This window comes from Streptomyces sp. NPDC057654, assembly GCF_042800135.1.
Lineage (GTDB): Bacteria > Actinomycetota > Actinomycetes > Streptomycetales > Streptomycetaceae > Streptomyces.
The window spans coordinates 1-14,809 of sequence record NZ_JBHVHQ010000025.1 but is presented as its reverse complement, the minus strand read 5'-3'; the positions used below and the strand labels follow the sequence as shown (position 1 = coordinate 14,809).

The window sequence follows — 14,809 nt, the reverse complement described above, 5'->3', positions numbered from 1 at the left end:
ACCTTGATCTTCGGCTTGTTGGCGGGGCCGCCGTACGCGGCGAAGCCCCAGTTCCCGGCCCAGTTACGGGCGTTCTCGGGGAGCGCTCCCACCTTGCCGCCGCCGGTCGTGCCGACGGTGGCGAGCTGGCCCTTGCCCGCCTCGCCGAACGCCTTGGGGTTCGCGGCCGAGGCGCAGCCACCCTCGCGGTAGCTGGACGTGCCGGTCATCACGACGATCGGCTTGCCCTGGTCGTCGTTGTAGGCGAGGGCCTGGTCCGGCGAGAAGGTCTGCCACTTCTCGGCCTTGCCGGGCACGTCGTAGCGGAAATGGTGCTCGTCGCGGAACTGCGTCTGCCAGCCCGTCACCATCGGCTTGTCGCCCGCGCCCTCGGCGGGGTTGCCCGACGGCGCGCCAGACGGGCCGCCCTTCCCGCCGCCGGCCGGGTCCTGGGACGCGGAGGCGGACGACTTCGGCTTGTCCTTGGCCTCGTCCGACTTCTTGTCGTCGTCGCCGCCGCTGGTCAGCAGGTACACCCCGCCGCCGATGACCGCCAGCGCCACCACCGCCCCGACCGCCGCGAGCAGCCCCTTCTTGCTGTTACGGCCGGGCGGCTGCGAACCGGGACCCGGAGCACCGGGGCCGCCGGGACCGGGGACGCCGAGTCCCGGAACACCGGGTCCCGGAACACCCATGCCGGGGCCGCCGGGACCGCCGGGGCCGGGCGCGTGGCCCGGCGTCTGGCCCGGAGGACCGTACGCCGGAGCCCCCGGCCCCCACACCGGAGGCGGGCCGAAACCCTGTGGCTGCTGCGGCGACTGCGGCTGAGACTGGGGCGGTTGCGCAGGGGGTTGCGGTGGTTGCTGAGGGGGCTGCTGCGGTTGCTGCGGCTGATCGGGCTGTTGGGGATTTTGGGGATTTTGCGGCCAAGACATCCGCACACCTTATGCACCCGTCGGTTTCCAGCCAGTTTGCGCCCGGCAACGGAACCGTAACCGCCGCTACTCCCCCAGCACCGGCAGGAGCTCCGGCAAGTGCCCGTCCGAGGCGAGCGCCGCCGCCTGCCGCTCCTCCGGCACCTCGCCGTACATCGTCGTACGGACCCGGGACGGCCGGCCCGCCGTGTCCGCGATGGCGACGAGGTCCTGGATCGAGCGGTACGAGCCGTAGGAGGAACCGGCCATCCGGGAGATGGTCTCCTCCATCAGCGTGCCGCCGAGGTCGTTCGCGCCGGAGCGGAGCATCTCGGCCGCGCCCTCCGTGCCGAGCTTGACCCAGCTGGTCTGGATGTTGGTGATGTGCGGGTGCAGCAGGACGCGGGCCATGGCCGTGACCGCGCGGTTGTCGCGGGTCGTGGGGCCGGGGCGGGCGATGCCCGCGAGGTAGACGGGGGCGTTGGTGTGGATGAAGGGCAGGGTGACGAACTCGGTGAAACCGCCCGTCTCCCGCTGGATCTCCGCCAGCGTCCGGAAGTGCCCCAGCCAGTGGCGCGGCTGGTCCACGTGCCCGTACATCATCGTGGAGGACGAGCGGATGCCCAGCTCGTGCGCCGTCTTGACGACCTCGATCCAGGTGGCGGCGGGGAGCTTGCCCTTGGTCAGGACCCAGCGGACCTCGTCGTCGAGGATCTCGGCGGCGGTGCCGGGGATCGAGTCGAGCCCGGCCTCCTTGGCGGCGGTCAGCCACTCGCGGATCGACATGCCCGTACGGGACGCGCCGTTGACGATCTCCATCGGGGAGAAGGCGTGCACGTGCATGCCCGGCACGCGCTCCTTCACGGCGCGCGCGATGTCGAAGTAGGCGGTGCCCGGCAGGTCCGGGTGGATGCCGCCCTGCATGCAGACCTCGGTCGCGCCGACCTCCCACGCCTGCTCGGCGCGGTCGGCGACCTGCGAGAGGGAGAGGGTGTACGCGTCGGCGTCGGTGCGGCGCTGGGCGAAGGCGCAGAACCGGCAGCCGGTGTAGCAGACGTTGGTGAAGTTGATGTTGCGGGTGACGATGTACGTGACGTCGTCGCCGACGGTCGCGCGCCGCAGGTCGTCGGCGATGCGGCAGAGCGCGTCCAGCGCCGGGCCGTCGGCGTGCAGCAGCGCCAGCGCCTCGTCGTCGGTGAGCCGCGTCGGGTCGTCGGCGGCGACCGAGAGCGCGGAGCGGACGTCGGCGTCGATGCGGGAGGGGACCATGCCGGGGGCCGCCGCCTCGCGCAGCGCCTCCCAGTCGCCGTACACGTCGTCGAAGTCGTCGCGCCGGTCGGTGGTGCGGCCCTCGGTGTCGATGGTGTGGTGCAGGTCCGTACGGCCGGAGGCGCCCAGCGAGAAGCCCTCGTCGGGCTCCTGCCAGGGGTGGCCCTCCACCACCGCGTCCGGGCGGGCGAGGCCGGTCTCGGGGTCGGCCAGCGCCCGTACGTGCGGGAGCAGCCGCGGGTCCAGCCAGGGCTCGCCGCGCTGGATGAACTCGGGGTAGACCGCGAGCCGTTCGCGCAGCTCGAAGCCGACGGCGGCGGAGCGCTCGGCCAGCTCGTCGATCTGGGGCCAGGGGCGCTCGGGGTTGACGTGGTCGGGGGTGAGCGGCGAGACGCCGCCCCAGTCGTCGATGCCGGCCTCGATGAGCTGGGCGTATTCGGAGTCCACCAGGTTCGGCGGGGCCTGGAGGCAGGCGGCGGGGCCCATGATGTGCCGGGCGACGGCGACGGTGGCGATCAGGTCCGAGAGCTCGGCGTCCGGCATGCCGCGCATCGCGGTGTCCGGCTTGGCGCGGAAGTTCTGGATGATGAGTTCCTGGATGCCGTGGTAGGCGCGGGCCGTCTTGCGCAGCGCGAAGAGGGATTCGGCGCGCTCCTCGTACGTCTCGCCGATGCCGATCAGGAGGCCGCTGGTGAACGGCACGTTGGAGCGGCCGGCGTCCTCCAGGACGCGCAGCCGGACGGCGGGCTCCTTGTCGGGCGAGCCGTAGTGCGGGCCGCCGGGCTCGGACCACAGGCGGGTGGCGGTCGTCTCCAGCATCATGCCCATGGAGGGGGCGACGGGCTTGAGCCGCTGGAGGTCGGTCCAGGACATGACGCCGGGGTTGAGGTGCGGGAGGAGTCCGGTCTCCTCCAGGATGCGGATCGCCATGGCGCGTACGTACGCGATGGTGTCGTCGTATCCCTCGGCCTCCAGCCATTCGCGCGCCTCGGGCCAGCGGTCCTCGGGCTTGTCGCCGAGGGTGATGAGCGCTTCCTTGCAGCCCAGTTCGGCCCCGCGGCGGGCGATGTCGAGGACCTCGTCGGGGGACATGAACATCCCGTGTCCGGCGCGGCGCAGCTTGCCGGGGACGGTGACGAAGGTGCAGTAGTGGCATTTGTCCCGGCAGAGCCGGGTGAGCGGGATGAAGACGCTGCGCGAGTACGTGATGACGCCGGGGCGGCCCGCGGCCTGGAGGCCGGCGTCGCGCACCCGGCCCGCCGACGCGGTGAGGTCCTTCAGGTCGTCGCCGCGCGCCTGGAGCAGCACCGCGGCCTCGGAAACGTCCAGGGCCACCCCGTCGCGGGCCCGTTTGAGCGCACGCCGCATGGCGTTGGCGGTCGGTGCGGCCTGGTCGGGTACCTGCGCGCTCGAAGTCATCTTTTGAGGATACGAGCGGGCACTGACAGTGAGACGGCGATGGGCGCGCTGTTTGTGTGGAGCTGATCACGTCAGGCGGAGGTGCCCTCCAGGTGTCCCGGAGGGCACGATTCCGTATGTCATAGGCACAACGCCCGCAACGCCCGCAACACCCTCACCGCCCTCACCGCCCTCACCGCCCTCACCGCCCTCACCGCCCTCACCGCCCTCACCGTCACAAATACTGCGCGTACTCGTCCAAGGTCCGCAGCACCTCCGCCTCCCCCGCCGACGGCAGTTCCAGCACGACCTCGGACACCCCCAGATCCCGGTAGTGCGCGAGCTTGCCCTCCGAGGGGAACACCCCGCACGGGACGACCTCCGGCCCCTCCCCCTCGCGCCCCGCGTCCTGCCACGCCTGCCGCAGCACCGGCAGCGACTGCGTCAGACCGCCGCCGCCGATGGGCATCCAGCCGTCCGCGTACTCCGCGATGTGCGCGAAGAGCTTCGGCCCGGCCGCACCGCCGACCAGCGTGCGCGGCCCGGTCAGCGGCTTCGCTCCGGCGCGCCCGCGCGGCGGGGTCACCGGCTTGGGGTGCGCGAGGCTGGCCCGTACGGACGCGAACTCGCCCTCGTAGGGCTCCGGTTCCGCGGCCCAGAGCGCCCGCATCAGCGCCATCCGGTCCCGTACCAGCTCCCGGCGGGTGGACCATGTCACCCCGTGGTCGGCGGCCTCCTCCACGTTCCAGCCGTACCCGATGCCGAGCGTGAACCGGCCGCCGGAGAGGAAGTCCAGGGTGGCCGCCTGCTTGGCCAGGTCGATGGGGTCGTGCTGGGCGACCAGGGTGATCCCGGAGCCCAGGGTGAGGCGCTCGGTGACCGCGGCGGCCTGGCTGAGCGCCACGAACTGGTCCAGGGAGCGGCCGTATTCGCGGCCGAGCGGCTCCCCCATGGGGGCCGGGGTGTCGCGGCTGACGGGTATATGGGTGTGCTCGGGGAGATACAGGCCGTTGAAGCCGCGCTGCTCCAGCTCGCGCGCGAGCCGTACCGGGCTGATCGTCTCGTCGGTCAGGAAAATCGTGGTGGCGATCCGCACTGAAACACCTCCGACACAGGGGAACGGCGGCCATGGGAGGGCGGCCGCGCAAAGGGACGGCCCTGGGCGCCGCGCTCACGGTATGCCCAAGGGGCGTCACACGGAACGCAGGAAACGTAGGGAAGGCCTGTCCCGGACAGGCCGCCGCCACACCCCTGCCGGAGGCCGTCACCCGGGCCACGCGCCCTCCGCCGGACCGCAACTCGCCGTCCCGGAGCCGTTCCCCCGCGCGCCACCCGGGCGTACAACGGTGTCCTCGCGACACTTCCGACGCAGGGGGTCCGTATGCAACGGCGCGACGTTCTCAAGATGGCGGCTATCGCGGGCGCTACCGGCGCAATTACGCTCGATCCCGTGAAGTTCGCCCAAGCCGCCGACCGCGCCCCCGGCGCCGACGAGGTCCGCCGTGTGACCGGTCATCTGCCGACCGGCGCCCCCGATTTCGTCTACCTGCCCGTGGAAGTGCCGTCCGGCGTCCGCGAGCTCGCCGTGTCCTATACGTACGACAAGCCCGCCGTGCCGCCCGGCACCCAGGGCAACGCCTGCGACATCGGGATCTTCGACGAGCGCGGCACGGGGCTCGGCGGGCGCGGCTTCCGCGGCTGGTCGGGCGGCGCGCGCACGGAGTTCGCGATCAGCGCGGCGGAGGCGACGCCGGGTTACCTACCCGGCCCGGTGCGGGCGGGCACCTGGCACGTCGCGCTCGGCCCGTACACGGTCGCGCCGCAGGGCATGGAGTACAGCGTGACGGTCACGCTCCGGTACGGGCCGACAGGCGATACCCCGGAACAGGTTTATCCGCCGCAGCGCGCTAAAGGGCGCGGCCGTACGTGGTACCGGGGCGACAACCATCTGCACAGCGTCTACTCGGACGGCAAGCGCACCCCCGCCGAGATCGCGGCGGCGGCCCGCGCGGCGGGCCTGGACTGGATCACGACGACCGAGCACAACACCACGTCCGCGCACGGCGCGTGGCAGGGTCTGTGGGGCGACGACCTGCTGATCCTCACCGGCGAGGAGATCACCACGCGCAACGGCCACGTGGTGGCGCTGGGCACCGACCCCGGTGTCTTCGTCGACTGGCGCTACCGCGCCCGCGACAACGCGTTCGGCCGCTTCGCCCGGAAGATCCGGCAGGCGGGCGGCCTGGCCGTGCCCGCGCATCCGCACGCGACGTGCATCGGCTGCGGCTGGAAGTTCGGCTTCACCGACGCCGACGCGGTGGAGGTCTGGAACGGCCCGTACACCCCGGACGACGAGGTCTCCATCGCCGAGTGGGACAACACCTTGGTGGCGTCGGTGCGGCACCGCCGGCCGTGGCTGCCCGCCATGGGCAACAGCGACGCCCACCGCGAGCCCCAGCCGGTCGGCCTCCCGCAGACCGTGGTCCTCGCCGACGACCTCTCCCGCACAGCCATCCAGGAGGGCATCCGGGCGGGCCGCAGCTGGATCTCCGAATCGTCGGCGATCGACCTGAGGTTCACGGCGTCGGGCGGCCGGGGCGCGCACGCGGGCATCGGCGGGCGCCTGGAGGTCGGCCATGACGCCGAGATCACCGTGCGCCTGGAGGTGACGGGCGCGCCCGGCTGCACCGCCGCGTTCGTGACGGACCAGGGGCAGCTCTTCGCGGCTCCGCTGCCCGGCTCCGGTTCGGGCGCGGTGGAGTGGGCGACCACGGCCTCGTACGCGGCGTACGTACGCGCCGAGGTGCGCCACGCGCCGACGGACGGCGGCGCGTCCGGGCTGCCGGGCGCGATGGCGGCGATGACCAACCCGATCTTCCTCGGCCGGGAGGAGTGAGCGCCGAGGAGAGGACGCCGCTCGGAACGGAACAACCGGCGGAGGAGAGCGAGGCCCTCGGGCTCGTGGTCCTCGCGCCGGAGCCGGAACCGAAGCCGGAACCTCTGTCCGATACGCCGCCCACAGGGCCGCTGCGCGACCTGCTGCCCCCGGCGCTGGTCGGCCTGCTCGTCCTGGGCGTCTGTCTGTGGGGCATCGGCCGTCGGCCGCTGGACCACGACGAGTACGCGACGTGGTGGGCGGCGACGCTCCCGCACGCCGACCTGTCGCGCCTGCTGCACCACACGGACGCCCTGCTGGCCCCGTACTACGTCTTCATGCACGGCTGGACCGCCCTGGCCGGCGACTCCGCCACCGCGCTCCGGCTCCCCTCCGCCGTCGCCATGGGGGCGGCGGGCGCCCTGACCGCGCTGCTGGGACGGCGGCTGTTCGACGCGCGTACAGGGGTGGTCGCGGGCGTCCTCCTGGCGCTGGCCCCGAATGCCGCGCAGTACGGGCAGGAGGCGCGCCCGTACGCGTTCGCGGCGCTGTTCGCGGTGGCCGCGACGCTGGCGCTGCTCCGTGCGCTGGACCGGCCGGGGCTCGTCCGGTGGCTGCTGTACGGGGCCTGCCTGGCGCCGGCCGTCCTCGCGCACCCGGTGACGGCCGCGCTGCTCCCGGCACACCTGGCGTGGGCACGTACAGGGGCACGAAGGGGCCGCCGGACAGCGGCATGGGCGGCGTCGGCGTGCTGCGGGCTGCTGCCCGTACTGCCGCTGGTCGCGCTGGGCGTACGGGGCGGCCAGACCGATCAGGTCGGCTGGAACCTCACGGGCTGGCGGTCCATGGTGACGATGCCGTACCTGCTCTTCGGCTCCCCGGCGGTCGCGGCGGTGGGCCTGCTGTGCGCGCTGGCGGCCCTGGTGGCCGCCCGCGACCGCATCGGCCCGCTCGCGCTGTGGGCGCTGCTGCCGCTGCCCGTCACAGCCGCGACCACGGGCGAACTCCACCTCTTCCAGGAGCGCTACCTCCTGTTCACCCTCCCGGCCTGGGCGCTGCTCGCGGCGTGCGGCGCGGTGCGGGTGCTCGGCCCGTACGCGACCCGCCGCCGCGCGGTGGCCGTCGCGACGGCGGCCCTGGTGCCGGTACTGGCGGCGTGTTCGGCGCTCGACCACACCCGCCACGTCACCCGCCGCCACCCCGGCGAACCGGACTTCCGCCGCGCCGCCACGATGGTCGAGGACCGGTCCCGGCCGGGCGACGGCCTGGCCTACAGCGGCAACGGGGACGAGCCGCGAGCCCTCGCCTACGAACTCCGCCACCTCCCCGCCCGCACCCGCCCCACGGACGTCTTCACCGGCCACTCCGCCCGCCGCCTGGGCCGCTACGCACCCGACGACTGCCAGGACCCGGAACCCTGCGCCAACGGCTTCCGCCGCATCTGGGTCGTCTCCACAGACCGCAGCGGCGACGGCACCGACAGCATGCCCTCCCGCACCGAAGACCTCCTCTGGGACCGCTACCGCCCGGCCCGGGTGGAGTGGTTCGCGAACGTACGGGTGGTGCTGCTGGTACGGGCGTCGAAGCGGGCGTAGCAACCGAGGGGCCGCGACCCGCATAAGGGGGCCGCGGCCCGCATAAGGAGCGCGATTACGTCTCTACGCGCGCGTGTCCACCGTCGCCGTGTCCCGTCCCGACCGCAGCACGGTCCCGGGCACCGCTCCCGTCACCACGTCGTCGCGGATGGTCTCCACGCCGTTGACGCGGACGCTCACGATCCCCAGGGCGCGTGAGTCCAGGCGGGGGCTGTCCCCCGGCAGGTCGTGGACGAGGGTGGCGGGGCCGGCGTCGATACGGTCGGGGTCGAAGAGGACGAGGTCGGCGTGGTAGCCCTCGGCGATGCGGCCGCGGGAGCGGAGGCCGAAGAGGCGGGCCGGTTCGTCGGTGAGCATCTGGACGGCGCGCTCCAGGGACACGAGTTTGCGGCCGCGCAGACAGTCCCCGATGAAGCGGGTGGTGTAGGGCGCGCCGCACATGCGGTCCAGGTGGGCCCCGGCGTCCGAGCCGCCGAGCAGGACGTCCTCGTGCTCCCAGGTGCTGCGGCGCAGCTCCCAGCTGTCGGGGTCGTTGTCGGTGGGCATCGGCCACAGGACGGTGCGCAGGTCGTCGGCGGCGCAGATCTCCACCAGGCACTCGAAGGGCTCCTGCGAGCGTTCGGCGGCGATGTCGCGCACCACGCGACCGCTCAGGCCCTCGTTGGCCGCCGAGTAGGTGTCGCCGATGACGTACCGGCCGAAGTTCGCCAGCCGCCGGAAGACGCCCGCCTCCTTGCTGTCGGCGCGGCGCAGCATCGTGGCCCGTACGTCCGGGTCGCGGAGTTTCGCGATGCGCTCGGGCGCCGGCAGGGCGAGGACGTCGCCCCAGCCGGGGATGAGGTTGAGGGCGCAGAACGTGCCCAGGGACATGTTCATCGGTGTCAGGATCGGCATGGTCAGCGCGACGATCCGGCCGCCCGCCCGGCGGGCCCGCTCGCTGGGCACGAGCTGGCGGGGCACTCGTTCGGGGACGGCGGCGTCGATGGTCAGCACGTTCCAGTTGAGGGGCCGCCCCGCGGCGGCCGTCATGTCCACGAGGAGGTCGATCTCGTCGTCCGCGAACTGGTCGAGGCAGCCCGCCACGATCGCCTCCAGCTGCGTCCCCTCGTGCTCGCCGACCGCGCGGGAGAGCGCGAGCAGTTCGTCCGGGCGCGCGTGCCGGGAGGCGACGGGTTTGCCGTCGCCGTCGGAGTGGGTGGACGACTGCGTCGTCGACAGGCCCCACGCGCCCGCGTCCATCGCCTCGTGGAAGAGTTCGAGCATCCGCGCGAGCTGCTTCTCGTCCGGCTGACCGCCGATGGCGTCGGGCCCCATGACGTACCGGCGCAGCGCGCAGTGCCCGACCATGAAGCCCGCGTTGACGGCGATCCGCCCGTCCAGGGCGTCCAGATACTCCCCGAAGCCGGACCACGTCCAGGGCGCGCCCTCCTCCAGCGCCGCCAGGGACATGCCCTCGACCTTGCTCATCATGCGCCGCGTGTAGTCGGCGTCGTCGGGCCGGGCCGGGTTGAGCGGGGCGAGGGTGAAGCCGCAGTTGCCGCCGGCGACGGTCGTCACGCCGTGGTTGAGGGACGGGGTGGCGTAGGGGTCCCAGAAGAGCTGGGCGTCGTAGTGGGTGTGCGGGTCGACGAATCCGGGCGCCAGGACCAGGCCCGACGCGTCCTCGCTCGTACGGGCCTCCTCGGTGACGGCGCCCGGCTCGGCGACGACCGCGATCCGGCCGTCACGGATGCCGAGGTCCGCCACGCGCGCGGGCGCGCCCGTACCGTCCACGACGGTCGCTGAGCGGATGAGGTGGTCGAGCATGCGTCAGGTCCCCTTCTCGGGTTCTCGGCACTCGGTTCGCGAACGTTCGGCAGGTTGCCGGGACGGCGGTCCGGGAGACGCCGTCCCGGCGTCCATGGGCGGTGCTTCAGCGTCGGGGAATCACACCCCCGACGACTGCCGGAATCGCGTCGTCCGGTGCACCGGGTCCGTATCGATCTTCGGAATCACGTGTTCGCCTATCAGGCGGATCGTGTTCATCGTGTCCTCGTGCGAGACCCCGATCGGCAGCCCGAACGACAGCTGGTCCGCCCCCGCCTGCTCCCACCGCTTGCACTGCCGGAACACCTCGTCCGGGTCCCCGCAGATCATCAGCTCCTCGGCGATCAGCAGCTCGATGATCTCGGTGCTGTACTCCGGGAGCAGCTCCGGCCACTCCGGAATCCCCTCGGGGCGGGGGAACGTGTCGTGGTAGCGGAACAGCAGCGACTGGAGGTAGTTGAGTCCCCCGCCCACGGCGATCTCGACGGCCTTCTCGTGGGTCTCGGCGCAGATCGCCGTGGAGGTGACCATCACGTTGTCGTTGACGAAGTCGCCGATGGCCTCGGCTTCCTTGATGGCGCTCTTGTAGGAGTCGACGACCCACTCCATGTCCGCGACCTTCTGCACGCTGAACCCCAGGACGCCGAGCCCCTTCTTGGCCGCCATGGCGTACGAGGAGGGGGACCCGGCCGCGTACCACATGGCGGGGTGGGACTTCCCGTACGGCTTCGGCAGGATCTTGCGGGGCGGCAGCTGCCAGAACTTTCCCTGGAACCCCTGGTATTCGTCCTGGAGCCACATCTTGGGGAATTCGGCGATCGTCTCTTCCCAGATCTCCTTGGTGTAGTTCATATCGGTGACGCCCGGTATGAAGCCGAGGATCTCGTGGCTGCCCGCCCCGCGCCCGCTGCCGAACTCGAAGCGCCCGCCCGAGAGGTGGTCGAGCATGGCCACCTTCTCGGCGACCTTCGCCGGGTGGTTGACCTGGGGCAGCGGGTTGAAGATGCCCGAGCCCAGGTGGATGCGGTCCGTCGCGTGCGCGAGGTATCCCAGATAGACGTCGTTGGCGGAGAGGTGCGAGTACTCCTCCAGGAAGTGGTGCTCGGAGGCCCAGGCGTACTTGAACCCGGACTTGTCCGCCTGGATGACGTACTCGGTCTCCTCCATCAGCGCGTGGTGCTCGGCCTCGGGATCGGCCTGCGCCCGGCGGGCCGGCACATATCCCTGCACAAAGAGCCCGAATTCCAAGGTTCTCTCCTCCAGGGGCGCGGGGGTCGCCCCGCTACTCTTCTGACGCTCCGTCAGATTTCGGATTACGGTCGACTGTGGCACCGGGCAGGGTAGTCGTCAATACCTGACGGACCATCAGATAATCGTGGCCGCAAGGGTCAGAACACCGACACGCCCGCCAGCCAGCCGCCGTCGATCACGAACGGCTGACCCGTGATGTACGAGGAGTCCTCCGAGGTCAGGAACAGCGCCAGCCTGGCCACCTCCTCCGGCCGCCCGATCCGGCCCATCGGCACCACCTTGCGGTACAGCTCCGCCACGGCCGCCGCCATCGCCTCCGCGTCCCCCGCCCCCGGATCGAGCTGCGCCGGATTGGTCATCGGGGTGTCGACGGCCCCCGGGCAGACGGCGTTGACGCGGATGCCCTTGTCCGCCAGCTCCATGGCGGCGACGCGGGTCATCCCGACGATCGCCGCCTTCGTCGCCGCGTACGAGGTCAGCAGCGCCATGCCCGTCACCGCCGTGTACGAGGCCGTGTTGACGATCGTCCCGCCGCCCGCGGCCTCCAGTTCGCGCGCCACCGCCCTCATCCCGAGAAAAGCGCCTATCTGATTGACCTGCACCACCTGGAGATACTCCTCCAGCGGGGTGTTCACCAGTTCGTTGAAGCGCAGGATGCCCGCGTTGTTGACGAGCCCGTCCAGCTTCCCGAACGCGGCCTTCGTCGCGGCGACGGCGGACACCCACTGGGCCTCGTCGCGCACGTCCAGATGGACGTACCGGGCCGCGCCCTCGCCGAGATCCTTGGCCACGGCCTCGCCCGCCTCGTCCAGTACGTCCGCGAGCACCACCTTCGCGCCCTCGGCGGCGAACAGCCGCGCCTCCTGCTCCCCTTGCCCGCGCGCGGCGCCCGTGATGAGCACCACGCGCCCGGCCAACTTGCCCATCTTGCCCATATCCGCCTCCATGGCGTCACGGTGGCCCAGCCGTCCACCGCGGAGGCCGGGCGGTTCCAGCCCCTCCGGCAGCCGAGGGCGGCCGAGGGGCAGCGACCGGGGCGGCGGCCCCGGGTTCGTGGTGCAAAAGCCTCAGGCGGCGTCCAGCCCCGGTGCCACCTCCGCCGCGAACGCCTCCATCTGATCGAGGAGTTCGGCCCGGTCCCGGCACCGGAAGCGCACCTGGATCTGGTGCACGCCCATCGCCCCGTACGCGCGCAGCGACTCGGCGAGGGCCCCGCCCTTGCCGCGCAGCGTCCGCCGGCCGACGTCCCAGGAGGGCTCGCCCACGTACAGCGGTTCGGTGATCGCGCCGATCGCCGCCGGTTCGGCGACCCCGGCGGCCTCCCGCAGCCCCCGCAGCGTGGCGATCTTCGCCGGGAGCTGGTCGCGCCGGTCGCCCTGGGGGAGCCAGCCGTCGCCCCGTACGGCCGCGCGCCGTACCGCGGCGGGCGAGGAGCCGCCCACCCAGATGGGCGGCCGGGGCTGCCTGGCGGGCCGCGGGGCCTGCCCCAGCCCGCCGAACGCGAACCGCTCCCCGGCGAACTCCGGGAACTCCTCCGGCCCGAGCGCCGCCTTCAGCGCGTCCACGGTCTCGTCGAGCACGGCCCCCCGCGCGCCGAACTCCACGCCCAGCGCCTCGAACTCCTCCTGTACGTGCCCGGCGCCCACTCCGAGCACCAGCCGCCCGCCGGAGAGCCGGTCGAGGGTCGCGTACTGCTTGGCGGTGATCAGCGGGTGGCGCAGCCCGGCGACCGCGACGTGGCTCAGCAGCAGGACGCGGTCGGTGGCCGCCGCGAGATAGGAGAGGGTGGCCACCGGGTCGTACCAGACGGTGCCCATCGCGTCGGCGAGCCGCCTGGGGATCGCGACGTGGTCGCACGAGGCGATGTACGTGAACCCGAGCCGGTCCGCCGCGCGCGCGACCGCCACCAGGTCCTCGGGTCCGGCGTCGGCCTCCCAGGGCTCCGCGAAGACCGGACTCCGCGCCTGGACGGGGAGCTGCATCCCGTAGGCGAGCCGCCCTTCCGGAAGAATCCACAGCCCGTTACCCACTCCGCCTCCTCAGCACACTTCTGTTCCTCTTCAGTTGCTCTCCCCGTTCTAAACGCTCTACCGCCGGGCCTCTGCCCACCGCCCGTCGGGCGCCAGCCCGAGGAGCTCGATGGCGTTGCCGCGCACGATCCGCTCGACCACGTCGGGCGCGAGGTGGCCCATCTGCTCCTCGCCGACCTCGCGGGAGCGGGGCCAGGTCGAGTCGGAGTGCGGGTAGTCGGTCTCGTACAGGACGTTCCCGACGCCGATCGCGTCCAGGTTCTTCAGGCCGAAGGCGTCGTCGAAGAAGCAGCCGTACACGTGGTCGGCGAAGAGCTCCGACGGCGGCCTGAGCACCTTGTCGGCGACGCCGCCCCAGCCACGGTTCTCCTCCCACACCACGTCGGCGCGCTCCAGGATGTACGGGATCCAGCCGATCTGGCCCTCCGCGTACATGATCCTGAGGTTCGGGAAGCGGTCGAACTTCCCCGACATCAGCCAGTCGACCATCGAGAAGCAGCAGTTGGCGAAGGTGATCGTCGAGCCGACCGCCGGGGGCGCGTCCGCGGAGGTCGACGGCATCCGGCTGGAGGAGCCGATGTGCATCGCGACGACCGTCCCCGTCTCGTCACACGCCCGCAGGAAGGGGTCCCACTCGTCCGTGTGAATGGAGGGCAGCCCCAGATGTGGCGGGATTTCGCTGAAGCACACGGCGCGCACGCCGCGCGCGGCGTTGCGCCGCACCTCCGCCGCCGCCAACTCGGCGTCCCACAGCGGAACCAGGGTCAGCGGGATCAACCGGCCGTCGGCCGCCGGGCCGCACCAGTCCTCGACCATCCAGTCGTTGTACGCGCGCACGCCCAGCAGCCCGAGTTCGCGGTCCTTCGCCTCGGTGAAGGTCTGCCCGCAGAACCGCGGAAAGGTGGGGAAGCAGAGCGCCGACTGGACGTGGTTGACGTCCATGTCGGCCAGCCGCTCGGGCACGGAGTACGAACCGGGACGCATCTGTTCGTAGGTGATGCCTTCGAGTTTGATGTCGTCCCTGTCATATCCGACGGCGGTATCCAGCCGAGTCAGCGGACGGTGCAGATCCTCGTACACCCACCAGTCGGCGATCGGCCCGTCGTCCCCGGGGGCGCCCATCGTGGGGGCGAACTTGCCGCCGACGAAGGTCATTTCCTTGAGCGGAGCCCGGACGATTCGGGGGCCTATGTCGTGGTATTTCCTCGGGAGTCGGTCCCGCCAGACGCTGGGGGGCTCAACCGTATGGTCATCCACCGAGATTATCTTCGGGAAGCTCTCCATGGCTGTCACGGTAGCGCCGATCTGACGATCCGTCAGCTATTGGGATGCGGCCAACTCTGGCAGGCATTGTGCAGACGCCCTGTCCCCCCCTGCCGCGAAGGGCAAGGACAAGGCAAACTGACCGGTGCGACCAAGCAGCACAGGCAGGGGGTCACCATGGCCGGCGACACAGGGCACCGGCAGCCGCTGCGCTTCACCGTGCTCGGGCCCGTACGGGCCTGGCGCGGCGCCGAGCAGCTCAACACCGGATCACCGCAGCAGCGCGCGCTGCTCGCCGCCCTACTGCTGCGCGGCGGACGCACCGCCACCGCGGCCGAACTCGTCGACGCCCTCTGGGGCGACGAACCCCCGCACGCGGCGCTCGCCGCCCTGCGCACGTACGCGTCCCGGCTGCGCAAGGTCTTCGGC

The 14,809-nt window shown here is 72.1% G+C and carries 10 protein-coding genes and 1 pseudogene; 3 read left to right on the top strand and 8 right to left on the bottom strand.

Going from position 1 to position 14,809, the window contains the following annotated elements:
• The 3 genes and pseudogenes from ACFU99_RS04280 to ACFU99_RS04270 form a co-directional block, all read right to left on the bottom strand.
• Positions 1-674, bottom strand: a pseudogene (locus ACFU99_RS04280) (hypothetical protein); the annotation flags it as partial.
• Positions 675-980: 306 nt separating this feature from the next.
• Positions 981-3,581 carry a bifunctional FO biosynthesis protein CofGH gene (locus tag ACFU99_RS04275; RefSeq protein WP_384385498.1) on the bottom strand — a complete coding sequence of 867 codons (2,601 nt, stop codon included), beginning with the start codon at positions 3,579-3,581 and terminating at the stop codon, positions 981-983.
• Between the two features lie 214 nt (positions 3,582-3,795).
• Positions 3,796-4,656 (bottom strand): TIGR03619 family F420-dependent LLM class oxidoreductase, encoded by an 861-nt coding sequence (locus ACFU99_RS04270; protein ID WP_384385495.1) that lies wholly within the window; start codon positions 4,654-4,656, stop codon positions 3,796-3,798.
• 285 nt (positions 4,657-4,941) lie between these two features.
• Here ACFU99_RS04270 and ACFU99_RS04265 point away from each other — a divergent pair, with 285 nt between their 5' ends.
• Both ACFU99_RS04265 and ACFU99_RS04260 read left to right on the top strand, forming a co-directional pair.
• On the top strand, positions 4,942-6,456 hold the full coding sequence (locus ACFU99_RS04265; RefSeq protein ID WP_384385492.1) for a CehA/McbA family metallohydrolase: 1,515 nt from the start codon (positions 4,942-4,944) through the stop codon (positions 6,454-6,456).
• Positions 6,453-8,030, top strand: coding sequence for a glycosyltransferase family 39 protein (locus ACFU99_RS04260; RefSeq protein WP_384385489.1), 1,578 nt, complete (start codon positions 6,453-6,455; stop codon positions 8,028-8,030). Before ACFU99_RS04265 ends, ACFU99_RS04260 begins: the two co-directional genes overlap by 4 nt.
• Before the next feature lie 63 nt (positions 8,031-8,093).
• On the opposite strand, the gene ACFU99_RS04255 is transcribed toward ACFU99_RS04260, so the two are convergent.
• The 5 genes from ACFU99_RS04255 to ACFU99_RS04235 all read right to left on the bottom strand — a co-directional run bounded on the left by ACFU99_RS04255 (position 8,094) and on the right by ACFU99_RS04235 (position 14,401).
• Complete coding sequence (locus ACFU99_RS04255; RefSeq protein ID WP_384385487.1) at positions 8,094-9,836, bottom strand: amidohydrolase family protein; 1,743 nt, start codon at positions 9,834-9,836, stop codon at positions 8,094-8,096.
• A gap of 120 nt (positions 9,837-9,956) precedes the next feature.
• The gene (locus tag ACFU99_RS04250; RefSeq protein WP_384385484.1) at positions 9,957-11,084 is read right to left on the bottom strand and encodes an LLM class flavin-dependent oxidoreductase; all 1,128 of its coding nucleotides are present in this window, start codon (positions 11,082-11,084) and stop codon (positions 9,957-9,959) included.
• A gap of 140 nt (positions 11,085-11,224) precedes the next feature.
• A complete protein-coding gene (locus ACFU99_RS04245; protein ID WP_384385528.1) occupies positions 11,225-12,013 on the bottom strand; it encodes an SDR family NAD(P)-dependent oxidoreductase in 789 nt (262 codons plus the stop codon).
• A 141-nt stretch (positions 12,014-12,154) separates the two neighbouring features.
• The gene (locus ACFU99_RS04240) at positions 12,155-13,069 is read right to left on the bottom strand and encodes a TIGR03619 family F420-dependent LLM class oxidoreductase (protein ID WP_384385524.1); all 915 of its coding nucleotides are present in this window, start codon (positions 13,067-13,069) and stop codon (positions 12,155-12,157) included.
• A gap of 105 nt (positions 13,070-13,174) precedes the next feature.
• The gene (locus ACFU99_RS04235) at positions 13,175-14,401 is read right to left on the bottom strand and encodes an amidohydrolase family protein (protein ID WP_384385481.1); all 1,227 of its coding nucleotides are present in this window, start codon (positions 14,399-14,401) and stop codon (positions 13,175-13,177) included.
• A 156-nt stretch (positions 14,402-14,557) separates the two neighbouring features.
• On the opposite strand from ACFU99_RS04235, the gene ACFU99_RS04230 reads away from it, so the two are divergent.
• Positions 14,558-14,809 (top strand): winged helix-turn-helix domain-containing protein (locus tag ACFU99_RS04230; protein WP_384385478.1); only part of this gene is annotated, 252 nt, incomplete at its 3' end.

Excerpts from the sequence above, each read along its gene's own strand:
- ACFU99_RS04275 (WP_384385498.1), bottom strand. The coding sequence starts at position 3,581 with ATGACTTCGAGCGCGCAGGTACCCGACCAGGCCGCACCGACCGCCAAC.
- ACFU99_RS04265 (WP_384385492.1), top strand. The coding sequence starts at position 4,942 with ATGCAACGGCGCGACGTTCTCAAGATGGCGGCTATCGCGGGCGCTACC.
- ACFU99_RS04255 (WP_384385487.1), bottom strand. The coding sequence starts at position 9,836 with ATGCTCGACCACCTCATCCGCTCAGCGACCGTCGTGGACGGTACGGGC.
- ACFU99_RS04245 (WP_384385528.1), bottom strand. The coding sequence starts at position 12,013 with ATGGGCAAGTTGGCCGGGCGCGTGGTGCTCATCACGGGCGCCGCGCGC.
- ACFU99_RS04240 (WP_384385524.1), bottom strand. The coding sequence starts at position 13,069 with ATGCAGCTCCCCGTCCAGGCGCGGAGTCCGGTCTTCGCGGAGCCCTGG.
- ACFU99_RS04235 (WP_384385481.1), bottom strand. The coding sequence starts at position 14,401 with ATGGAGAGCTTCCCGAAGATAATCTCGGTGGATGACCATACGGTTGAG.